Origin of the sequence: Halomonas alkalisoli, from assembly GCF_021412585.1 — a bacterium.
In the GTDB taxonomy this organism is placed as follows: Bacteria; Pseudomonadota; Gammaproteobacteria; order Pseudomonadales; family Halomonadaceae; genus Halomonas; species Halomonas alkalisoli.
Genome location: NZ_JAKCMI010000012.1, coordinates 17,969 through 40,217 on the forward strand (window position 1 = coordinate 17,969; position 22,249 = coordinate 40,217).

Consider the following 22,249-nt stretch of genomic DNA (forward strand, 5'->3'; position numbering starts at 1 on the left):
GAGCATGGCGACTCCTCACTCTGAAGGCTCGCCGCACGGCGAGGGGGCGACCGGCCTGATCCGCGACTGGTCGGCGGAGCGGCGGGTGTTCGACGTGCCCTGGGGCAAGGCGATGATGTGGCTCTTCATCCTCAGCGATGTGTTCATCTTCGCCTGCTTCCTGGTCGGCTACATGGTGCTGCGCATGTCCACCGTTGAGCCCTGGCCGGATGCCAGCGAGGTATTCGCGCTGACCATCGCGGGGCAGTCGATACCGCTGCTGTTGATCGCCATCATGACCTTCATCCTGATCAGCAGCAGCGGCACCATGGCGCTGGCGGTGAAGTACGGTTACGCCAACGATCGTCGCAAGACCGCCGTGCTGCTGCTGATCACGGCGCTGCTGGGGGCCAGCTTCGTTGGCATGCAGGCCTTCGAGTGGGCGATCCTGATCGGAGAGGGCGTGCGGCCCTGGGAGAACCCCTGGGGGGCGGCCCAGTTCGGCGCGGTGTTCTTCCTGATCACCGGCTTTCACGGTACCCACGTGACCATCGGGGTGATCTTCATCGTGATCATGGCGGTCAAGGTGATGCGCGGTTCGCTGGATGGCCAGCGACCCGGCTTCCTCACCGGCCGCAAGGGCAACTACGGGATGGTCGAGAGCCTGGGACTCTACTGGCATTTCGTCGACCTGGTGTGGGTATTCATCTTCGCGTTCTTCTATCTGTGGTAGGAGGTCGGCATGGACCAACACAACAGTCATCACCAGCCTGAGCTGCGCGTCTACCTGCGCGTATGGCTCTGGCTGTTCGTGCTGAGCGTGCTCTCCTACCTGGTCGATGTCTCCGGCCTGGAGGGCTTGCCCAAGTGGGGCTTGATCACCCTGTTCATGCTGCTCAAGGCCGGCCTGATCGTGGCCTTCTTCATGCACATGGCCTGGGAACGCCTATCGATCATCTATACGGTGCTGGTGCCCCCGGGGGTGCTGCTGTTCCTCGCCGCCCTGATGGCCATGGAAGCGAACTACACGCTGAGTTCGCGTCTGGCGCTCTTCGTCAACTGACGCTCGCATTGATAACGTCTGCTGGACGTGACCGCTGTGCTGATACATTGACGCCTTATGGGCCTTTCGCCCACAAGGCGTAGCATGCTTGAATGCCTGACAGTCACCCGCGTTCCTTCTGGTAAGAGTGCCATGGCCTTCAGTTCTTCGACACGTATCAACAAGTTCATCAGTGAAAGCGGCATGTGCTCCAGGCGGGAGGCCGACCGCTATGTGGAGCAGGGCAACGTGTTCCTCAATGGCAAGCGAGCCAAGACGGGCGACCAGGTGTTCCCGGGGGATGAGGTCAAGGTCAACGGCCAGTTGATCGAGCCTCAGGAAGCCGAAGACCTTGTCTTCATCGCCCTGAACAAGCCGGTGGGCATCGTCAGCACCACCGAGCCGAGCGAGAAGGACAACATCGTCGACTTCGTCAAGCATGGGGTGCGTATCTTCCCCATCGGCCGGCTGGACAAGGATTCACAGGGACTCATCTTCCTGACCAACAATGGTGACCTGGTCAACAAGATACTCCGGGCCAGCAACAATCATGAGAAGGAGTATCGGGTCACCGTCAACAAGCCGATTACCGATGACTTCATCGTGGGCATGAGTTCCGGCGTGCGTATCCTTGGCGAGGTGACGAAGCCGTGCAAGGTCGTCAAGGAGTCGACCTTCGTTTTCAATATAACGCTGGTGCAAGGGCTGAATCGCCAGATTCGGCGCATGTGCGAAAAGTTCGATTACGAGGTCACCAGGCTCGAGCGAATCCGGATAATGAACGTGTCGCTCAAGGGGCTGGCGCTTGGGGACTGGCGCGACCTGACCGCGAAAGAGATCGACACGATCAATGCGCTGACCGAGAGCTCAGCCTCTGCTGCCGAGGGCAGGAAATCTTCGGCGGCCAGGGCGCCGGGCAAGCGCAAGACAGCCAAGGTCGCCAAGGGGGGAGCGGCCGCGAGCAGGCGTGACAACCAAGGCAAGGCGTCCTCGAGCGGTCGCACCACGGGCAAGGGGTCCAAGGCCAGGTCGTCAACAGGTGGAAGCGCAGGCAAGGGGGCCGGGCCGAAGCAGAAGGCCAACGCCAGAAAGCAGAACTCCCTCCAGAAGAAACCCCGGTCGACCGGCGGCCAACCGGGAAGGGCGGGCAGACCACGCCGGGCGAAGCCGGGGCGGTAGGTCCGCCTCAGGCGGTGGAGTGAGCAAGGGAGGGCTCGCAGTGCAGGGAACCACTGAAGCTGGGGAGGCAGGGCCGTCGCTGGCGCCGGGCGGTCGCGTGCACTCTCTGGACGTGCTGCGTGGCTTTGCCCTGCTTGGCATACTGGTCATGAATATCCAGGCCTTCGCCATGCCAATGGCGGCCTATACCAATCCCACTGCGTGGGGCGACCTGACCGGCGCCAACTTCGGGGTCTGGCTGCTGAGCCATCTGTTCGCCGATGAGAAGATGATGGCCATCTTCTCGATGCTCTTCGGTGCCGGCATCGTGCTGTTTGCCGACCATGCCAGGCAACGAGGGAAGTCGGCGGCAGGGCTGCACTATCGACGAAATGCCTGGCTGCTGCTCTTCGGCGCTGCCCATGGGTACCTGTTGTGGTTTGGGGATATCCTGTTTCTCTATGCCGTCTGCGGCTTCGCGCTGTTTCCCTTCCGCAATTTATCTCCACGCGCTCTGTTCGTCCTGGGCCTCGCACTACTGTCAGTATCCTCGCTGTTGTTTCTCTATTTCGGCTGGTCGATGAGACTGTGGCCGGAGGCGCAGCTGGCCGCCTTCGAGGCGGAGTGGCGTCCTGCGCCAGCGGCTCTGGCCGAGGAGATCGCGATTTATCGTGGCGGCTGGCTCGAGCAGCTGGCACATCGCGCGCCGATCACCGCCGAAGCGCAGACCTTTGTCCTGATCGTCTGGGGTTTCTGGCGGGCGGCGGGTCTGATGCTGATCGGTATGGGGCTGTACCGGCTCGGCGTGCTGAGTGGCCAGGCTTCCAGTGCGACCTACTGGCGCCTGCTGATGGCGGGGTGGCTCATTGGCCTGCCGCTGGTGGGCTATGGTGTTGCCTGGAATTTTGCCAATGGCTGGGGGCCGGAATCTCTCTTCCATGGCAGCCAGTTCAACTACTGGGGCAGCCTGCCGGTCAGCCTCGGCTGGGTGGCCGCTGTCGTGCTGCTGCTTCGCCATGGGGCACTCCGCTGGCTGACGAGGCGGTTGGCCGCCGTGGGGCGCATGGCCTTTACTCTCTATATCCTGCAGACCGTCATCGGCGTCTTGCTCTTCTATGGCCAGGGGCTGGCGCTATTCGGCCAGGTCGAGCGGACGGGACAGATCGCTATCGTGCTGGCCATCTGGCTGTTGCAGCTGCTGCTGGCGCCGATCTGGTTGCACCACTTTCGCTCGGGGCCACTGGAGTGGCTATGGCGCTCCCTGACCTACGGAGAGCGTCAACCGTTTCGTCGACAATAACGATTGCAGGCGATCGCGTTCTCAGATGATACGCACGATCGGGTAAAGGCTGCTATCGTGGCGTAAATGTCGGAAACGCGCCGAGGTGTCATGAACAACGCTCGTCTAATGAGCCCTGCAGCAGCACGCAATCGCCAGCCCATCCTGGACGTGTTGCAGGACGTGCTGCCCGAGAAGGCGACCATCCTGGAAGTGGCCAGCGGCAGTGGCGAACACGGCATCCATTGCGCCGGCGCGATGCCGGGATGGGAGTGGCAGCCCAGCGACCCGAATGCCCATGCCCGTCGCTCCATCGAGGCGTGGCGGGAGCACGCCGGGCTGCCCAACCTGCTTCCGCCACTGGCGCTGGACGTGACGACGCTCTGCCCGGCGGGGCCGTTCGACGCCATTGTCGCGATCAACCTGATCCATATTTCGCCCTGGGAGGTCACCGAGGCGCTGATGGCCTGTGCCGGAAGGCGATTGACCGAGGGCGGTGTGCTCTATCTCTATGGCCCCTACCGGCGGGAAGGGCGCCATACGGCGCCCAGCAACGAAGCCTTCGATGCCGACCTCAAGGCACGCGATCCCCGCTGGGGGGTGCGCGATCTGGAAGCGGTGACCGCGGAAGCCGAACGCCATGGCCTGGTGCTTGAGCGCGTGGTCGAGATGCCGGCCAATAATCTCAGCGTGGTGCTGCGCCGGTCCCATTGAGCCAGTGTCGTTGAGTCAGGAGGCGTATTCCGGTACCCGTAGCGGGGTCGCCATGGCTTACTCGTCGGCGTCCGCTCCAGGCCTTTCCTCGATCTGGCCCGGAATGCGGTAGCGAACGCCTTCGGCCTGGCGGTCCTCCTCATAGCGCCGGCTCTCCTCCTCGGCCGGCACGCCCCAGAGGGTCTCCCGGCTGCCGTCCTGGAAGGTATAGGTGGTGCAACCGGCGAGCAGGGCAATGGCCAGCAGCGTGCCAGAGGCTGGCAGGAAATGAGTCGCTCGAATCACGATGAATCCCTTCAAAAAGAGGCTGATGCGGCAAGCCTGAGGCCATGAGGGGCGGGCGTCAAGCGCCTGGCCCCGGTTACCCCGAGATGCCCAGCATGATCGGCACGTAGACCACCAGCAGCAGCACCCCGATCAGGCCCAGGAGATAGGGAATGATGGCGCGGGTGATGCGCTCCAGCGGCAGCTGGGTCACCGACGAGGCAACATAGAGATTGATCGCCACCGGGGGGGTGATCATGCCGATGGCCAGCCCCACCACGATGATCAGGCCGAAGTGGATCGGGTCGATACCCAGTTGGAGCACCAGCGGCAACAGCACCGGGGTCAGGATGATCAGGGCGCTGGCCGTCTCGATGAATACGCCGGTAAGCAGGATCACCGCCACGACCAGCAGCATGATCACGTAGGGGTTGGTGGAGATCGACAGCACCGCCTGGGCGATGGCGCCGGGCACCTGCCAGCTCGACAGCGTCCAGCTGAGTACCGCCGAGGTGGCGATGACCAGCATGATCACCGAGGTGGTGATCGCCGAGCGGATCAGGATGCGGTAGACGTCGGGAATCTTCAGGTCGCGATAGACGAAGAGCGACACCAGCAGGGCGTAGTTGACCGCCACCACCGCCGCCTCGCTGGGCGTGAAGATGCCGGAGAAGATGCCGCCGAGAATGATCACCGGGGTCATCAGCCCCCAGCTGGCACTCTTCAGCGTGCGCCAGATGGTGGCCAGGGAGAGCGCCGTGCCGCGAGGGTAGTTGCGCCGGTAGGCCTGGGTGATGGCAATCGCCATCAGCCCCAGCCCCATGACCAGGCCGGGAATGAAGCCGTTGAGGAACAGCTTGGACACCGACTGCTGGGCGATCACCGCATAGATGATCATCGGCACCGAGGGCGGTATCACCACGCCGATGGTGCCGCTGGCGGCGATCAGGCTGGCCGCCGATGCGGGATCGTAGCCCTTCTTGCGTAGTTCCGGCACCAGGCTCGAGCCCACCGCGGCGGTGGTGGCGGCACCGGAGCCGGAGATGGCGGCGAAGAACATCCCGGCCAATACCGAGACGATCGACAGCCCCCCCTTGAGGAAGCCGAACAGCGAATCGGCAAAGTCGACCAGCTTCTCGCTCACCTTGCCCTGTGCCATCAGGTCGCCGGCGAGGATGAACATGGGAACCGCCACCAGGGCGAAGGAGTTGATGCCCTGGAACATCTGCTGGGTGACCACCATCAGCGGCACGCCCTGGGCGTTGAGGGCCAGCAGCGTGCTGGCGCCGATGGCCAGGGCGATGGGTACCCCGGCCAGCATGAAGAGGAAGAACAGCGCGAACAGCAGGCCCGTCATGGCGGGGGTTCCTCGGCGGTTCCGCTGCCGATGCCGGCGGCCGTATTGGGGCCCTGGACGATCAGCTCGACCAGGTCGACGAGGGCGTACCAGGCCATGATGGCGGCGCTGATGGGGATGATGGCGTAGACATAGGTCATGGAGAGGCGCAGCGAAGCCGATTTCTGAAAGCTCTGCACCTGCATGTAGCGATGGCCGATGATGATCAGCGCGATCATGAAGCCGAGAACGACCAGCACGGCCGCCAGGCGCAATAGCTGCTGCAGTCGGCCGGGCAGCGCCTCGACCACGAAGGTCACGGCGATATGGCGGCCGCGCTGGAAGGCCAGCGTGGCGCCAAGGAAGGTGATCCACACCAGCAGGAACCGCGCGACCTCTTCGGTCCAGCCGACGGCGGAGAAGAACACGCGCGAGACGATCTGCAGGGTGATCACGCCGATCAATGCCGCCATGCCCGCAAAGACCACGGGCTGAATGACGGCATCGAGGACGTGCTCAATGCGCTGCAGGGGGGTGAGCAGCGATTGGAGCCGGTTCGGCACTTACTCCAGCGCCTCCCGGATGCGGGGCAGGTAATCGCCGAACTGCTCGCCGTACTTCTCGTAGACCGGTGCCACGGCAGCCTGGAAGGCTTCGAGGTCCGCGTCGTCGACGATCTGCATGCCGGCGGCGCGGAGCTCTTCCAGCTGTTCGGCTTCCATGTCGGCATTGTAGCGACGCTCATGCTCGGCGGCTTCCTGGGCGGCCTGGCGCAGCACGTCCTGAGCTGCCTCCGGCAGGCCGTTCCAGACCGGCATGCCCATGACGAAGATCGCCGGCGCATAGGTGTGCCGCGACAGCGTCATATGGGTCTGGGTCTCGTTGAGCTTGAACGAGTGGATGACGTTGACCGGGTTTTCCTGGCCGTCGATGGTGCCCTGCTGCATGGCGGTAAGCGCCTCGGTCCAGGCCATGGGGATGGCGTTGGCGCCGAGCTCGCTGAAGGTATCGGTATAGACCGGGTTCTCCATCACGCGGATGCGCAAGCCGTCGATATCGGCGGGGGTGCGGACCTCACGCTCGCTGTTGGTCAGGTTGCGAAAGCCGCGTTCGGCGTAGGCCAGGCCCTTGAGGTTCACCTCGCTAAGCTTGTCGAGCAGCTCCTGGCCGATGGGACCATCGAGGACCTCATAGGCGGCTTCGGGCGAGGGGAAGAGGAAGGGGAGCTCGAATACCGCCATCTCCTCGACGAAGTTGGCCACCGGCCCGTTGGTGATCACGCCCATGTCCACGGTGCCGATCTGCATGCCTTCGAGCAGGGTGCGCTCGTCGCCCAGTGAGGCATTGGGGTAGATGTCGATGGTGATCGCACCCTCGGTGCGCTCGGCGACCAGTTCCTGGAACTTCACCGCGGCGATATGGAAGCCGTCCTGCTCGTTGACCACATGGGCCAGGCGCAGGGTGACCGGGTCCATGTCCTCGAAGTCGGAGGCCTGGGCGGAGGTTGCCATGGCCAGGGAGACGGCCAGAGCCAGCGTTGCGCGTGCTGCAATTTTCATTGTCGTTCTTCCTCTCTCGGGACAATTCGTCACCGAGCATGCCCCAGGGCGCCCGAGGGGGTCAACGGCAATGACACCAAATGGTTACAAAAGCGTCGCTCCGCCTTCCCTCACAGGAGGCGGTACATGATGTGGGCATCCACCAAGCCCTGCTCGGGATGGCGAAAGGCACAGGGAAGGGTGCCGACGATGGAGAAACCGTACTTCTGCCACTGCCGGATAGCGACCTCGTTGGTCGCCACCACGATATTGTATTGCATGGCGGTGAAACCCAGCTCGCGGGCTAGGCCAAGGGAGTCCTGGCACATTTTGCCGGCGATGCCCTGGCCACGGGCATGTTCGGCGACCAGATAGCCGCAGTTGCAGACGTGATCACCGGGGCCGGGCTGGTTGGGCTTGAGGTAATAGGTGCCGAGCACCTTGCCCGCAGCGTCTTCGGCCACCCTGACCGCGCGGGGTAGCTCCACCCACATGCGGTAGGCGTCGGACTCGCTGATCCCGCGTGGCACCGCATAGGTGGTGCCGGCATGCAGGACCGGCGCCATGAATTCCCACATGGCGGGCCAGTCGTCGGGCTGGTAGGGACGGATGCGGATCATGCGGTTTCCTCCTTGACACCAAGCATCGGCCCACTATTTTACGCCATGTCGATCAGCAAAGGGTAATTCAAGTTTCGTCATCACCGTCGGTGGGCCCGATCAGGTGCTTCACCTCAAGGTAGGCGGAAAGGCCCCAGGGGCCCAGCTCCCGGCCGATACCGCTGCGCTTGAAGCCGCCCCAGCCGGTCTGGGGCAGTACCAGCTGTTCGCTGTTGAGCCAGATACTGCCCGCCTGCAGCTGACGACCGATTCGGGAAGCCCGCCGGGGGTCGTCGCTGATTACCGTGGCCGCCAGGCCGAACTCGCTGTCGTTGGCCAGGGCGATGGCTTCCTCCTCAGTGGCGACGCTGCGTCCGCAGAGCACCGGGCCGAAGATCTCCTCTCGCCATAGCCGGCTCTCGATCGGCACGTCGCGGTAGAGGGTGGGCGCCACGAAGTAGCCTTGGCCAGGCAGCTCACGATGCCTGGCATCGCGCACGGCCACTAGCCCCTCCCGCTCGGCCATGGCGAAATAGTTCAGCACGTTCTCGCGCTGGCGCGCGCTGGTCAGTGGGCCCATGTGGCTGTCTTCGTCAAGCGGGTTCCCCAGCACCAGGGCGTCGATACGCTTCGCCAGGGCGGCATAGAGCGGCTCGGCGACGGCTTCATGGACGATCAGGCGCGAGGTGGCCGAGCAGATCTGGCCGGCATTGAAATAGATGCCGGCCATGACCCAGTCGGCGGCCTGGTCGGGGTCGGCATCCTCCATCACGATGATCGGCGACTTGCCGCCCAGTTCCAGGGAGACACCGACCGTACGCTCGGCGGCGGCCCGCATCACCGCTTCGCCGACCCGGTTGCTGCCGGTGAAGGAGACCTTGTCGATACCGGGGTGAGCGGCGAGCGGCGCGCCGACGCCCTCGCCATCGCCGAACACAAGGTTGAGCACACCGGGGGGCAGGTCGACCTCTTGGGCGATCTCGGCTAGCGTGCGTTCGGGCAGCGGGGTCACCTCGGAGGGCTTGAGTACCGCCGTGCAGCCCGCCGCCAGGGCCGGTGCCAGCTTCCAGGCGCTGGTCACCAGGGGGAAGTTCCAGGGCGTGATCAGTCCCACCACGCCCACCGGGTCGTGATAGCAGCGAGCCTGCACGCCTCCCATTTCCAGCTCCACGCGCCGGCCCTGACGGGCGTCCAGCGCTCGGGCCAGGCCGGCATAGTAGCGGTAGCAGGCAATGGCATCGTCCAGGTCGATACCGGCTTCGGCGAGCACCTTGCCGTTGTTGGTGGAGGAAAGGCGAACCATCTCGTCGCGGCGGCGGGTCAGGGCATCGGCGAAGCCCTCGAGGTAGGTTGCCCGCTGGGCGCCGGAGAGAGCCTGCCAGGCCGGCAGGGCTCGCCGTGCGGCGGCCACGGCGGCCTCGACATCGGCGGGATCGCCGGAGGTGACCTCGGCGATCACCGTCTCCGTGTAGGGGTTGGTCACCGTCAGCCGCCGTTCGCCCCGGGAGGCCACCCAATGGTTATCGACGAATTGCTGGTCAAGGCATTGCATGAGGATTCTCTTCTTGGTTGGTTAACCGATGGCCTGCTTCCAGGCAGCGGCATCCACCTCGATCAGGAAGGGGCCGTCGAACGGGCGGCTGGCCAATGCCTGGGCCAGTGCGCCGGGGCTGTCGACATGGGTCGCAAGGCAGCCGAATCCGCGGGCCAGGGCCAGGAAATCCGGCGCCTGGATGTCGACACCGATGCGCTCGACCCCATGGGCGTCCATATAGCGTCGGATCTCCTCATAGCCGGCGTTGTGCCACAGCAGGATGACGACGGGCAGTCGCTCTTCCACGGCGGTGGCAAGCTCGGAGAGGGTGAACATGACGCCGCCGTCACCGACCAGGGCGACCACCGGCAGGTCGGGGCGGGCGAGCTGGGCACCCAGCGCCGCCGGAAGACCGTAGCCCAGGGTGCCGTAACCGGTGGAGGCGTTGAAATAGCGCCGCGGCGCAGGCTGGGAGACCAGGTGGTTGCCGGCATAGACCGGTGCCGTGGAGTCGCCGACCAGGATGGCGTCGGGCAAGGCCTCCTGCAGTACCCCATAGAGGGGCACGAAGGGGGCGAAGGCGGGGTCCTCTACCAGCCCGAGTGCGGCCAGCGTACTGGCCGTGCGTTCGGCGCCGCCCTTGGCCAAGGGGTGAGGGAAGTGGTCGAGCAGCAGCGCAAGACTGTGGCCGGCATCGCCCACCAGGCCCAGGGCCAAGGGTTGGTTGCGCACCAGCTGCTGGGCGTCGAGGTCGATGCGGATCAGCTGGCCGGTGAGGGCGAAGCCGTCGTCGAAGACCACGTCGTAGTCGGTCTCGCCGAGTTCGGTGCCCACGGCGAGAATCACGTCGGCTCCGTGGGCCAGCTCGCGGACCGCCGGCAGGGCAGCATTGGCCCCCAGGTCCAGCGGGTGCGAGCGCCCGAGGAGCCCCTTGGCGTTGATGGTCGTGACCGTCGGGGCATCAAGGCGCTCCACCAGGGCCCGTGCCGCTTCGGGCGCATCGGCGCAGCCGCCGCCAAGCAGTATCAGGGGCCGCTCGGCCCGGTGTAGCCACTGCGCCGCCAACGCCAGGCCCTGGGGGTCCGGTGCCGGACGATAGAGTGCCGGTGCCTGCCAGGTGCGAGGTGCTGCTGCCGGGGCATCGAACAGGTCAATGGGGATCTCGATATGTACCGGGCCGGGCCGTTCGCTGCGAAACACGGCAAAGGCCCGTGCCAGCACTTCGGGCAGGGCGGCGGGGTCGAGCAGCGTATGGCTGAAGCGCGAAACCCCGGCCAGCAGCTGCTGCTGGCTCGGCAGTTCGTGCAGCCGCCCCTGGCCGCGTCCCAGGGTGTCACGGCGGTTGACGCTGGAGATCACCAGCATCGGCACCGAGTCGGCGAGTGCCTGCCCCATGGCGGTGGCGATATTGGTCATGCCGGGGCCGGTAATGATCAGGCATACCCCCGGGCGACCGGTAGCCCGTGCGTAGCCGTCGGCCATGAAGCCGGCACCCTGCTCGTGACGCGGTGTGACGTGGCGGACGCCGCTGGCCTCCAGGCCCCGATAGAGTTCGATGGTGTGCACCCCGGGAATGCCGAAGACGGTGTCGACCTCATAACGCTTGTTGAGGAGCGTCAGGAGGAGGCTGGCGCAGGTCAGGGTATCGGTTGCCATCGTGTTACCTCAGAAGAAGAAGGTGTGGGCCATGAAGGCGATGATCGGCAGCGTCACCGCGGTGCGCAGCAGGAAGATCGCCAGCAGTTCCCACAGTTTGAGCGGAATCTTCGACTTCAGCAGCAGGGCACCGATTTCCGACATGTAGATCAGTTGGGTCAGCGACAGGCAGGCGATCACGAAGCGGGTCAGCTCGCTCTCGATGTTGGTGGCCAGCACCGCCGGCAGGAACATGTCGGCGAAACCGACCAGGGTGGCGGGTGCGGCCGCCTCGGCTTCGGGAATGCGCAGCAGCTCGAGCACCGGCACCATGGGGTAGGAGAGCCAGGTGAACAGCGGCGTGAATTCGGCGAGTATCAGCGCCACGGTGCCGATGGCGAATACCAGCGGCAGCAGGCCGAGGAAGATATCGGCGACGTTGAACAGAGCGTTGCGTGCCAGCTCCCGGGGGCCGGGGGCATGCTCGGCACGACGCATTGCCTGGTCGAGGCTGTAGCGCCACAGGCCTACGTTTTCGGTGCGCTTCTCGGCCAGCTGGCAGCCTACCGGCTCGTAATAGGTATCCGGCTTGCGCGACAGGGGCGGCAGCCGCGGCACGATCACGGCAGCGATCAGTCCGGACACCACCACGGTGAAGTAGAACTGGACGAACATGTGGTTGAGATCGACGAAGCTGGTGATCAGCAGGGCAAAGGCGATGGAGACAACGGAGAAGTTGGTGGCGATCACCGAGGCTTCGCGGCGGTTGTAGAAACCCTTCTCGTACTGCTGGGTGGTGATCAATACCCCCACGGTACCCGAGCCCATCCAGGACGCGGTGGCATCGATGGCACTGCGTCCGGGGAGGTTGAAGATCACTCGAAAGGGCTTGCGCACCAGGCTGCCGATGAACTCCATGAAGCCGAATTCGACCAGGAAGGGCAGCAGCAGGGCTGCAAAGAAGAAGAAGGTGAGCAGCACCGGGGCCAGGTCGTTGAGCATCACGCCGCCGGTGAAGGGGGCGGTGACGAACTCGGGGCCGAACTGGAAGAAGGTCATCAGCGCGAAGGCGGCGCCGAGGATGCGCATGCCGAACCATACCGGGCCGACATGGAACATGTCGCGCAGCACCCCTTTTTCCGCCCAGGCGGGCTTGCCCAGCTTGACGTAGAGGGTGGCGAGCACCGAGACCGTCAGGACGGCCACGGCGATGGCCGGCAGGGCCCCATCGAGCAGCGCCTTGAGGCCATCGGCCATCAGGCCCATGCCGATATTGATGGTATCGCCGACCTGGAAGGGGATCAGGAAGAGGCTGACCCCGATCAGGGAGGGGATCAGGAAGCGCAGCAGGTTGCGGCGGTCCAGCGGTTGGCGCTCCATCGGCTTAGGGGCGGCCGTCTCTTCGGAAGTCGATTCAGTGGAAGACATGCTGTTTTTCCTCAGGCTTGTTGTCGTTGAATCCGGAGTGCTGAAATTGCCTTGGGGCCTCAGCCGCGGCGGGTGACGCCCGGCAGTACGCAGAGCATCTCGTAGAGCAGGGTCGCGCCCATCAAGGCGGTGTTGCCGCTGGGGTCGTAGGGCGGCGATACCTCGACCAGGTCGCCGCCGACGATGTTCAACCCCGCTGCTCCACGGACGATTTCCAGGCCCTGTGCCGAGGTCAGGCCACCCATTTCCACGGTGCCGGTGCCGGGGGCGACCGAGGGGTCGAGGCCATCGATATCGAAACTGATATAGACGGGGCCATCGCCCATCTGCTCGCGCACCTCTGCCATCAGCGGCGCCAGCGACCTGTTCCAGCACTCCTCCGCGGTGACGACGCGAAAGCCCTGCTGACGGCACCAGTCGAAATCCTCGGCGGAGTAGCCGGTGCCGCGCAGGCCGATCTGCACCACGCGGTTTGCCGCCAGAAGGCCCTCTTCCTGGGCGCGGCGAAACGGCGTCCCATGGGCGATGGGCTCGCCGAACATGTGCTCGTTGACGTCGGCATGGGCATCGATATGAATCAATCCCACGGGCCCATGCTTCTTGGCGATGGCGCGCAGTATCGGCAGGGTGATGGTGTGCTCCCCGCCCAGGGTGAGCGGGATGCAGCCATGGGCCAGCACCTGGTCATAGAAGTCGGTAATGATGTCGACGCTCTTGGGCAGGTGAAAGGTGTTGATCGGCACATCGCCGATATCGGCGACCTGCAGGCTGTCGAAGGGCGCGGCCCGGGTAGCCATGTTGTAGGGGCGCAGCATGCGCGATTCGTCGCGAATCTGGCGCGGGCCGAGCCGGGTGCCCGGCCGGTTCGAGGTGCCGATGTCCAGGGGGATGCCGATGAAGGCGGCATCAAGACCCTCAGCCGTCGGCTGGGCGGGCAGGCGCATCATGGTGGCGGGGCCGCCGAAGCGGGGCATCTGGTTACCGCCGAGGGGCTGATTGTACTCGGGCATGAGGAACTCCGGTTGTGCTGGCTGAGAGGGCGCTGAGTGGCATGGGTGCTTGTAGTGATAGAGATGCATGTTTCATGCCAGCTGGCGTGCGTCCCGGCCGGTCGGCGTTCCGTGTTCGCAAGTGATTCATCCGCGCATCGAATGCGGTGGGATTCGATGCAATATTGAATCCGTGATGCAATACTGCATTGTCTTCAGAATAACCAGGAACCGATATGAGTGAGATCGATGCGCGGGTCGTGCAGACCATCGTCGAGACCGCCAACGACCATTTCTTCATCGTTGACGGCAGCGGCCGGGTGCTCGATGTCAGCCCCGGAGCCGCCGCGGTCTACGGGATGTCTCGGGAAGCGCTGACCAGTAGTACGGTACAGGCGCTGGAGGCAAGCGGCGTACTGAAGCCCTCGATCAGCATGGAGGTGATGCGCACGGGCAAGCCGGCCCAGCTGATGCAGGTCACCGGGACCGGCAGGCGGGTCATCGCCGAGGCCCATCCGGTGTTCGTCGATGGCAGGCTGGAGCGTATCGTCAGCCGCTCCCGGGATCTCACCGACCTTCAGCTGCTGCAGGATGAGTATGCCCTGCTCCAGAAGCGCTTCAGCGAGCATCTTCGGCGCAGCCAGCCGGGGCCGACGGAGCAGGATGGCGAGCTGGATGAGATGCTGGAGGCACTGCAGGTGCGCAGCAGCGTGATGCGTGAGCTGGCGCTGCTGCTCAAGCGCGTGGCGCCATCCGATGCCACCGTGCTGATGCTGGGAGAGTCCGGGGTCGGCAAGACCGCTTTCGCTCGCCAGCTGCATCGCTGGAGCCGTCGCGGCGACGGGCCCTTCATCGAGGTCAACTGCGGTGCCATTCCCGAGAACCTGTTCGAGTCGGAGATGTTCGGCTACCAGCCGGGGGCCTTCAGCGGCGCCGCCCGGCAGGGCAAGGCCGGCCTGCTGGAGCAGGCCGAGGGTGGCACGCTGTTTCTCGATGAGTTGGGCGAGCTGCCGCTGCTGATGCAGACCAAGCTGCTCAAGGTGATCCAGGATGGCACCGTCACCCGACTGGGGGACACCCGGCCGCGGCGGGTCGATTTTCGACTGGTGGTGGCGACCAACCAGGACCTGGCGAGCCGGGTCGAGGAGGGGGCCTTCCGGCTGGATCTCTACTACCGGCTCAACGTGATCCCCGTGACGCTGCCACCGCTGCGGGAGCGCCGCGAGGACATACCGGCGCTGGTGGAGTCCTGCCTTGATCGCCTCAACCAGCGCTATGGCCGCCAGAAGCTGCTGCACGGCAGCGTCTGGTCGGAGCTGATGGGCAGCGATTGGCCGGGCAACGTCCGCGAGCTGGAGAACTGGCTCGAGCGCGCCTGGCTTTCCAGCGCCGGCGACGTGATCGAAGCCCCTACCCTGGGACAGCCCGCGGGTCATGCTGCAACCAATGATGCCGCTGCCGTTGCCCATGCCCCCCTGGCAATGGCGGAGGACGAGTCGCTGAAGGCGTATCTCGCCCGGACCGAACGCCAGGTGTTGGCGGCACTGTGTGAACAGCTGCCGAGTACCTATGCCATGGCCGGGCGGCTGGGCATCAGTCAGCCCAGTGTCGTGCGCAAGCTGCAGCGCCATGGGCTGCGGATCCGCCCCGCTGTCAGCTAGCGGTTCAGCTCCGACAACGCCTGCTCCAGGATTTCGAATCGGCCCGGCTGCAGGGCGTCTTCCACCGCGGTGATGCGCAGGATATGGCCCAGGTCCGGGTGGGCGGGGCGGGCGATGAGTCGGCCGGCCTCCAGCAGCTCGCGGTTGAGTCGTTCGCCCAGCTCGGCGCTCGGCAGGCGCAGGGCGATGAAGTTGGTGGCGCTGGGCAGCACCTCGGCCCCGATGGCTGCGAAATGATCGGCGAGCCGCTGGCGGCGTGCCTTGACGTCGTTGACGTGCTGACGCACCTCCTCGTTGTGATCCAGTACCGTCTCGGCCGCGGCCAGGGTCAGGGTCGAGACCGCATAGTGGATACGCACCTTCATCATCATCTCGAGTGTGTCGGGCTCGGCGATGGCATAGCCGATCCGCAGGCCGGCCAGGCCATGGGCCTTGGAGAGCGTGCGCAGGCGAATCACCCCTGGCAGCACCTCGCGGCTGAAGGCCGAGTCGGCGTCATCGCGAAAGTCGTGATAGGCCTCGTCGAGCAGCAGCCAGCAGTCGTCGGGCAGGTCGGCACGCAGCCGGCGGATGGCGTCGTCGCCGTGCAGGTGGCCGCTGGGGTTGTCGGGGTTGGCGAGATAGACGAGGCGGGCCTGCTCTTTCCATGCAGTGTGGAGAAGAGCATCGAGGTCCGGGGCGAGAACACCCGGTCGTTCCTCGTAGGGTATCTCGATCAGGCGGCAGCCCTGGCCCCGGGCGAAGTAGCCGAAGGTGGGATAGGTGCCGCCGGCGCTGACCACCGCGGAGCCCGCTGTGGCGGTGGTGCGCAGGGCCAGTGCGATCAGGCTGTCGGCGCCGGCGTCCACCAGGGTCGCCTCCAGCGGGAAGCCGTGCAGGGCATTGAGCCGTTGCCGTACCCCCAGCGCCTCCGAATCACCGTAGCAGTAGACATGCTCGACCATGGCATCGCCGAAGCGCTCGCGCAGGGCACGGTGGGGCATGTCCAGGCCTTCGTTGGAGCCCAGCCGGTGAGGGATCTCGCGGCCGATGCGTCGCTCCAGCACCTTGATGCCGGGGAAGGGGTTGCTGGGGCCGGAGCGGGTCAGGTGGTCGGGGAAGCGGGGCATGCGGGTCTCCCGTTGGATGATGAATGAAGGATGCGGTCTGGCGTCATGCCGTTGCCTTTCGCTGTGTCATGACGATCGCCACGGCTGACAGGGTCAGGACCAGCGCCACTGCGATCTGCAGGGTGAAGGGCTCGCCCAGCAGCAAGACGGCGCTGCCCACCCCGACCACCGGGATGATCAGGGTGCTGATGGTGGACTGGCCGATGGACAGCCGGTTGACGTTGCGAAACCACAGCATCTGGGCCAGGCAGATGGCAAAGAGCAGATGATACCCCAGCCCCAGCCAGGTGGTGGCCCGCCATTCGGTGGGTGGCGGTGGCGATTCCATCCCCGCCGACAGCACCAGCATCGGTACCGCACAGATGGCGAACTGCCAGCCGGTGATGACGACCGGGTGCCCCTGCCAGCCGCCGCGGCGCTTGATCAGTACGGTGCCCAAGGCCCACGACAGGGCGGCGCAGAGCACGAACAGGGGACCGACGAGCCCATCGAAGCCGGCCTGCCAGGCGGCCGGCCCCAGCAGTAACAGCAGGCCGGCCTGGCCAAGCCCCAGGCCGAGCCACTGTCGCAGGGTGACCCGCTCGCCGAGCAGGCCAATCGCCATCAGTAGCGCCCAGCAGGGCATGGTGAAGGCGATGATGGCGGCCTGGGAGGTGGGCATGTGCAGCTGGCCGAAGGCGGTACCGACGTTGAAACCGAGGATGGTGAACACGCCGGCAACCGCCAGCCAGGGCCACTCGTCGGCATCGATGGCCAGCGGCAGTTTTCTTGCCCAGGCCCAGCCGAGCAGCATTACGGCACCGGCGGTAAAGCCAATGGCCCTGAGGCTGAACGGGGGGATATCCATCAGGCTGAAGCGTACCGCGGGCCAGTTGCCCCCCCAGAACAGGCCGATGGCGACGATGAGCAGCGCCGTGGAGATGCCGCTGCGTTGCAGCAGGGCGGGCGAGGCGGGAGCCGACATGGCGCCTAGGCCTCCGGGGCCAGCACCTTGTGGCGATTGAGCAGGTTGCGAGGGTCCAGCGCCTGCTTCAGGGTGCGCATCAAGGCGATCTCCTCGGGAGTGCGCGATAGCGCCAGGTAGTCGCGTTTCTCCAGGCCCACGCCATGCTCGGCGGAAATCGAACCACCCAGTTCGGCCAGCGGGGTGTAGACCAGTCGCTCCACCGCCCGACGCGTGTCTGGCGCGTCGCTCCCGACGCTGATCGAGACGTGCAGATTGCCATCGCCCAGGTGGCCGAACACCACCATGCGTCCCTGGGGCCAGTCCCGGCGCAGGTCGGCTTCCAGCCGAACCGTGTAGGCCTCCATCTCGGGGATGGGCAGGCTGACGTCGAAGGTGAACAGTGGCGCCAGGCTAAGGATCAGCCCCTCGATGTCCTCGCGGATATCCCAGATGCCGCGACGCTGGCTGTCGGACTGGGCCAGCACGGCGTCGACGATCAGGCCGGCCTCGAAAGCGGACTCCAGCGCCTGGCCGAAGCTGGCGGCGTTGGCCTCGTCGTCGACGCCGAGGGATTCGACGATCACATAGAACGGGGAGTCGGTAGGCAGCGGCGGCGTATGCCGGCCGCTCTCCACGGTGAGCAGGGCGTAGTGGTTGCGCCACATGACCTCGAAGGTACCGAGACTGCCCCCCAGGGTGTGGCCCATGTGCTGTAGCAGGCCGGTGAGTGCCTGGAAGGAGGGGCAGGCCACCAGCGCGGTCTGTTCGCTGCTCATCTTCGGCTGAAGGCGGAGCACCGCCCGGGTCACGATGCCGAGGGTGCCTTCGCTACCGATAAACAGCTGCTTGAGGTCGTAGCCGGCGTTGTTCTTGAGCATGTGGTTCATGGAGCTTACCACGGTGCCGTCGGCCAGCACGGCTTCCAGCCCCAGCACCTGTTGGCGCATCATGCCGTAGCGAATGACCCGCACGCCGCCGGCATTGGTGGCGATATTGCCGCCGATGGTGCAGGAGCCACGCGCTCCCAGGTCCAGCGGGAACTGGAGATCGTGATCGTCGGCCAGCTCCTGTACCCGCTGGAGCGGTACGCCGGCCTGTACGGTCATGGTGCCGCCCACCGGGTCGATGGCCTCGATGGCGGTCATCCGTTCCAGCGAGATGGCGACTTCGTCGGGGGAGACTTCTCCTCCATGCACCAGTCCGGTCAGGCCGCCATGGGTCACCACCGGCTGGCTGGCATCGTGGCACAGGCGCATGACGCCGGAGAGTTCGCGAGTATCGGCGGGGCGCACGATCGCTCCTGCCTGGCAGGGTGCACCGGTCATCCAGTCGACCCGCCGCTGGGCGACGTCGGCTCCGGTCAGCACGTTACCGGGACCGACCAGGGCTTCGATCTCCTTGAGCAGGGCTTTCATTGGGTATCCTTGTTGATTCACGCGCTTTCCAGCTCATGGTCGCGGCCGGGAATGGCCTCGAGCAGCTCGCGGGTATAGGCCTCCTGGGGCGAGAGGAATACCGCTTCTGCAGTGCCCTGCTCGACGATGCGACCATGCTGCATGACGATGATGTAATCGCAGATCTGGGCCGCCACCCTCAGGTCGTGGGTGATGAAGAGCAGTGACAGCGACAGCTTCTGCTTGAGGTCCTCCAGCAGCTCCAGGATCTGGGCCTGGATCGAGACATCCAGCGCCGATACCGCCTCGTCGGCGACGATCAACTCGGGGTTCAGGGCCAGCGCCCGGGCGATGCCGATGCGCTGGCGCTGGCCGCCGGAGAACTCGTGGGGGAAGCGGTCCACGGCGACGGCGCCTAGCCCCACCAGGTCCAGCAGCTCCCCGGCCTGTTTCATGGCCTGTTCCCGGGTCACGCCGTTGGCCATGGGACCCTGGGCGATGGCATAGCCGACGCGGGTGCGTGGGTTGAGCGAGGCATAGGGGTCCTGGAAGATCATCTGTACGCGCCAGCGCTGGCGGCGCAGCTCTTCGCCGGTCAGGGTGGTGAAGTCGGTGCCGGCCAGCGAGAGCGTACCGCTGTCGGGGCGTTCGAGGCGTACCACGCAGCGGCCCAGGGTCGACTTGCCGGAGCCGGACTCCCCGACGATGCCGACGGTCTCGCCGGGCGCGAGGCTAAAAGAGACGTCATCCAGGGCGCGGACCTCCCGCGCCGCCTTGAACAGGCCGCCCTTGGAACGGAAGACCTTGTTCAGCCCCTTCACTTCCAGCAGGGGGGCGGGCCGCTCGCCGCCGCGGGCTTCGGGAATGATGTTGCTGGGTATCGCCTCGATCAAGGCCCGCGTGTACTCGTGCTGCGGGTTTTCCAGGACCTCCTCGGCCGAACCGAGCTCGACGATCTGGCCGTAGCGCATGACGCAGACCCGATTGGCGACCTCGGCCACCACGCCGAAGTCGTGGGTGATGAACATCACCGACATGCCTCGACGTTTCTGCAGGTCCCGGATCAGTTCCAGGATCTGCGCCTGGGTCGTCACGTCGAGGGCCGTGGTGGGTTCGTCGGCGATCAGGAGTTTCGGCTCCAGGGCCAGCGCCATGGCGATCATCACCCGCTGGCGCTGGCCACCGGAGAGCTGGAAGGGGTACGCCCGAATGGCCTTGTCGGGCTGGGGAATGCCTACCTCCTCAAGCAGTGCCAGCGCATGGGCCTGGCGCTCCTTGCCGTTGTACTTGCCGTGGGCCTCGAAGACCTCGGCGATCTGGGCACCGACCCGCATCAAGGGGTTCAGGGCGGTCATGGGCTCCTGGAAGATCATGCCAATGTGCAGGCCGCGCAGCTTGCGATGCTGCTTCTCGGTGAGCGTCAACAGGTCCTGGCCATCGAAGATCACTTCGCCGGCGGTGGGGCGCACGCCCTTGGGCAGCAGGCCCATCAGGGCGTTGGCCGCCATGGACTTGCCCGAGCCGGACTCACCCACCACGCACATGATCTCGCCGCGTTCCACGTCGTAGCTGACGTCCTCCACAGCGTAGGCACGGTCGGCGCCCTTGGGCAGGGCGATGGTCAGGCCGCGAATGCTGAGTACGGGTTCACTCATGGGATTCTCCTTGTGAAACACTGCACAAATGCCTGCACGAGCGAATCGCTACGTTGCGCGGTGCTCGGAATCCTCACATATACCCCATATGCTCCGGTTCCTGTGCTCCGTGCGCCTTGCGCTTCATCTCGCTCGGCAATTTGTTCAGTGCTTCCCTTGATGACTGATACGGCGCTTATCAGCGTTCGCGGGAAAGTTTCGGGTTCAGGGCGTCATCGAGACCCTCACCCACCAGGTTGAGTGCCAGTACCGTCAGCAGGATGGCCAGACCGGGGAAGAAGCTCAGCCACCAGGCCTGGCGAATCACGGTGCGGGCGGCGCCGATCATGTAGCCCCAGGACATCACGTTGGGATCGCCGAGCCCCAGGAAGGAGAGTGCCGACTCGAGCAGGATGGCGGTGGCCACCATCAGGGAGGCGAGCACGATGATCGGCGACAGGGTGTTGGGCAGGATCTGGCGCAGGATGATGGTGCGGTTGGTCTGGCCGACGAGACGGGCCGCTTCCACGTATTCGCGGTGGCGCAGCGACATGAACTCGGCCCGTACCAGGCGGGCCACCGGTGGCCAGCTGACGATGGCGATGGCGAGCACGATGGAGGTCACGCTGGGCTGCATGATCGCCACCAGCACAATGGCCAGGGCGAAGTTGGGAATGGTCTGGAAGAACTCGGTGAAGCGCATCAGGCCATCGTCGATCAGGCCGCCGTAGTAGCCGGCGATGGCACCCAGCGGCACGCCGATGATGAGCGCCACGGCGGTCGAGACCAGCCCGATCAGCAGCGATACCCAGGCGCCATGCATGATGCCGGCGGCGACGTCGCGGCCCATGGTATCGGTGCCCAGCAGAAAGCCATCCACCTCCATGGGTGCCAGGAAGGGGCGCTGGACCATGCGCCAGGGGGAGTCGGGATAGAGGAAGGGGGCGAACAGGGCCATCAGGATGATCGTCATCAGGATGATCAGGCCGATCAGGGCACCCCGGTTCTGGGCGAAACGGGCGAAGAAGCTCATGAGCCCTCCTTGATACGCGGATCCGCCAGGCGATAGACCAGGTCGGTGATGATGTTGAAGACGATGACCAGGGCGGCCGAGAAGAAGAAGATGCCCAGCAGCAAGTTGTAGTCCCGCTGCATCAGGGCCTCGTACATCAGGCGGCCGATACCGGGCCAGGCGAACACGGTCTCGGTGAGGATGGCGCCACCCACCATCTGGCCCGCCTGCAGGCCGGCCAGGGTGATGATCGGCAGCAGGGCGTTGCGCAGGATATGGCGTCGTTGGATGACCCTGGGGCTGAGGCCCTTGGCACGAGCGGTCTTGACGTAGTCCTGTTGGCTGGCCTCGAGCATGGACGCCCGGGTCATGCGGGTATAGATGGCCATGAAGAAGAGCGCCAGAGTGGTGGCGGGCAGCACCAGGTGCTTGGCCACGTCGAGTACCAGGGCGAAACCATCGAGTCCGGCGCCCACGGTGTACATGCCGTAGGCAGGCAGCCAGTCGAGATAGACCGAGAACAGCACCACTGCCATCAGTGCGACCCAGAACAGCGGGGTGGCGTAGAAGATCAGTGCCAGCGCCATGATGATGGAGCCGGAAGGCTTCTTGACCCGGGCCGCCGCCATGGAGCCGGCCAGTATGCCGAGTGCCAGCGACAGTACGAATGCGGTGCCGGTGAGCAGCAGGGTGGCGGGCAGGCGGGCCAGGATCAGGTCGAGAACCGGCATCTGCTGGCGATAGGAGTAGCCGAAATCTAGCATGGCGATGCCGGAGACATAGCGCCATAGCTGTACATAGAGTGGCTGGTCGAGGCCGAAGCGCTCCCGCAGCTGGCGCAGGAACTCCTGATCGGTGGCACCGGCTTCGCCGGCCAGGATGGCGGCGGGATCGCCGGGTGCCATCTGGATCAGGAAGAAATTGAAGATGACGATCATGAACAGGACGACGACGGCCTTGAGCAGCCGCATCAGGATCAAGCGTGCATAGAGCATGCG

General features: G+C 65.3%; 21 protein-coding genes. 6 read left to right on the forward strand and 15 right to left on the reverse strand.

Annotation, left to right across the window (positions count from 1 at the left end; translation table 11 throughout):
• Window positions 1-4 precede the first annotated feature (4 nt).
• The 5 genes from LY622_RS02115 to LY622_RS02135 all read left to right on the forward strand — a co-directional run bounded on the left by LY622_RS02115 (window position 5) and on the right by LY622_RS02135 (window position 4,172).
• Window positions 5-712 (forward strand): heme-copper oxidase subunit III family protein, encoded by a 708-nt coding sequence (locus tag LY622_RS02115; RefSeq protein WP_234289383.1) that lies wholly within the window; start codon window positions 5-7, stop codon window positions 710-712.
• A 9-nt stretch (window positions 713-721) separates the two neighbouring features.
• Complete coding sequence (locus tag LY622_RS02120) at window positions 722-1,042, forward strand: cytochrome C oxidase subunit IV family protein (RefSeq protein WP_234282541.1); 321 nt, start codon at window positions 722-724, stop codon at window positions 1,040-1,042.
• Between the two features lie 132 nt (window positions 1,043-1,174).
• Window positions 1,175-2,200, forward strand: a complete 1,026-nt coding sequence (rluF, locus tag LY622_RS02125; protein ID WP_234289384.1) for a 23S rRNA pseudouridine(2604) synthase RluF — start codon at window positions 1,175-1,177, stop codon at window positions 2,198-2,200.
• A 40-nt stretch (window positions 2,201-2,240) separates the two neighbouring features.
• On the forward strand, window positions 2,241-3,479 hold the full coding sequence (locus tag LY622_RS22610) for a DUF418 domain-containing protein (protein WP_234289385.1): 1,239 nt from the start codon (window positions 2,241-2,243) through the stop codon (window positions 3,477-3,479).
• A gap of 90 nt (window positions 3,480-3,569) precedes the next feature.
• Window positions 3,570-4,172 (forward strand): DUF938 domain-containing protein, encoded by a 603-nt coding sequence (locus LY622_RS02135; protein ID WP_234289386.1) that lies wholly within the window; start codon window positions 3,570-3,572, stop codon window positions 4,170-4,172.
• 57 nt (window positions 4,173-4,229) lie between these two features.
• On the opposite strand, the gene LY622_RS02140 is transcribed toward LY622_RS02135, so the two are convergent.
• From LY622_RS02140 to speB, 9 genes are all read right to left on the reverse strand, one after another.
• A complete protein-coding gene (locus LY622_RS02140; protein ID WP_234289387.1) occupies window positions 4,230-4,457 on the reverse strand; it encodes a hypothetical protein in 228 nt (75 codons plus the stop codon).
• A 76-nt stretch (window positions 4,458-4,533) separates the two neighbouring features.
• Window positions 4,534-5,793, reverse strand: a complete 1,260-nt coding sequence (locus LY622_RS02145; RefSeq protein ID WP_234289388.1) for a TRAP transporter large permease — start codon at window positions 5,791-5,793, stop codon at window positions 4,534-4,536.
• Window positions 5,790-6,335, reverse strand: coding sequence for a TRAP transporter small permease (locus tag LY622_RS02150; protein ID WP_234289389.1), 546 nt, complete (start codon window positions 6,333-6,335; stop codon window positions 5,790-5,792). Before LY622_RS02150 ends, LY622_RS02145 begins: the two co-directional genes overlap by 4 nt.
• Window positions 6,336-7,331 (reverse strand): TRAP transporter substrate-binding protein, encoded by a 996-nt coding sequence (locus LY622_RS02155; RefSeq protein WP_234289390.1) that lies wholly within the window; start codon window positions 7,329-7,331, stop codon window positions 6,336-6,338. It lies immediately after the preceding gene.
• Between the two features lie 110 nt (window positions 7,332-7,441).
• Window positions 7,442-7,930 (reverse strand): GNAT family N-acetyltransferase, encoded by a 489-nt coding sequence (locus tag LY622_RS02160; RefSeq protein WP_234289391.1) that lies wholly within the window; start codon window positions 7,928-7,930, stop codon window positions 7,442-7,444.
• Between the two features lie 67 nt (window positions 7,931-7,997).
• Window positions 7,998-9,461 (reverse strand): aldehyde dehydrogenase family protein, encoded by a 1,464-nt coding sequence (locus LY622_RS02165; protein WP_234289392.1) that lies wholly within the window; start codon window positions 9,459-9,461, stop codon window positions 7,998-8,000.
• A 21-nt stretch (window positions 9,462-9,482) separates the two neighbouring features.
• Entirely contained in the window at window positions 9,483-11,099 is a 1,617-nt protein-coding gene (locus LY622_RS02170) for a 5-guanidino-2-oxopentanoate decarboxylase (protein WP_234289393.1), read from the reverse strand.
• A gap of 9 nt (window positions 11,100-11,108) precedes the next feature.
• Window positions 11,109-12,506, reverse strand: coding sequence for a YjiH family protein (locus tag LY622_RS02175; protein ID WP_234289394.1), 1,398 nt, complete (start codon window positions 12,504-12,506; stop codon window positions 11,109-11,111).
• Window positions 12,507-12,565: 59 nt separating this feature from the next.
• The gene (gene speB / locus LY622_RS02180; protein ID WP_234289395.1) at window positions 12,566-13,516 is read right to left on the reverse strand and encodes an agmatinase; all 951 of its coding nucleotides are present in this window, start codon (window positions 13,514-13,516) and stop codon (window positions 12,566-12,568) included.
• Window positions 13,517-13,731: 215 nt separating this feature from the next.
• Between speB and LY622_RS02185 the strand changes: the two genes are divergently transcribed.
• A complete protein-coding gene (locus tag LY622_RS02185; protein ID WP_234289396.1) occupies window positions 13,732-15,156 on the forward strand; it encodes a sigma-54 interaction domain-containing protein in 1,425 nt (474 codons plus the stop codon).
• On the opposite strand, the gene LY622_RS02190 is transcribed toward LY622_RS02185, so the two are convergent.
• The 6 genes from LY622_RS02190 to LY622_RS02215 all read right to left on the reverse strand — a co-directional run bounded on the left by LY622_RS02190 (window position 15,153) and on the right by LY622_RS02215 (window position 22,246).
• Window positions 15,153-16,265 carry a pyridoxal phosphate-dependent aminotransferase gene (locus LY622_RS02190; RefSeq protein ID WP_234289397.1) on the reverse strand — a complete coding sequence of 371 codons (1,113 nt, stop codon included), beginning with the start codon at window positions 16,263-16,265 and terminating at the stop codon, window positions 15,153-15,155. The genes LY622_RS02185 and LY622_RS02190 overlap by 4 nt on opposite strands.
• 43 nt (window positions 16,266-16,308) lie before the next feature.
• Window positions 16,309-17,229 carry a DMT family transporter gene (locus LY622_RS02195; protein ID WP_234289398.1) on the reverse strand — a complete coding sequence of 307 codons (921 nt, stop codon included), beginning with the start codon at window positions 17,227-17,229 and terminating at the stop codon, window positions 16,309-16,311.
• A 5-nt stretch (window positions 17,230-17,234) separates the two neighbouring features.
• A complete protein-coding gene (locus tag LY622_RS02200; RefSeq protein ID WP_234289399.1) occupies window positions 17,235-18,626 on the reverse strand; it encodes an FAD-binding oxidoreductase in 1,392 nt (463 codons plus the stop codon).
• Between the two features lie 17 nt (window positions 18,627-18,643).
• The gene (locus tag LY622_RS02205; RefSeq protein ID WP_234289400.1) at window positions 18,644-20,260 is read right to left on the reverse strand and encodes an ABC transporter ATP-binding protein; all 1,617 of its coding nucleotides are present in this window, start codon (window positions 20,258-20,260) and stop codon (window positions 18,644-18,646) included.
• A gap of 178 nt (window positions 20,261-20,438) precedes the next feature.
• Window positions 20,439-21,272, reverse strand: coding sequence for an ABC transporter permease (locus LY622_RS02210; protein WP_234282563.1), 834 nt, complete (start codon window positions 21,270-21,272; stop codon window positions 20,439-20,441).
• Window positions 21,269-22,246, reverse strand: coding sequence for an ABC transporter permease (locus tag LY622_RS02215; RefSeq protein ID WP_234282565.1), 978 nt, complete (start codon window positions 22,244-22,246; stop codon window positions 21,269-21,271). Before LY622_RS02215 ends, LY622_RS02210 begins: the two co-directional genes overlap by 4 nt.
• Between the last annotated feature and the right edge of the window lie 3 nt (window positions 22,247-22,249).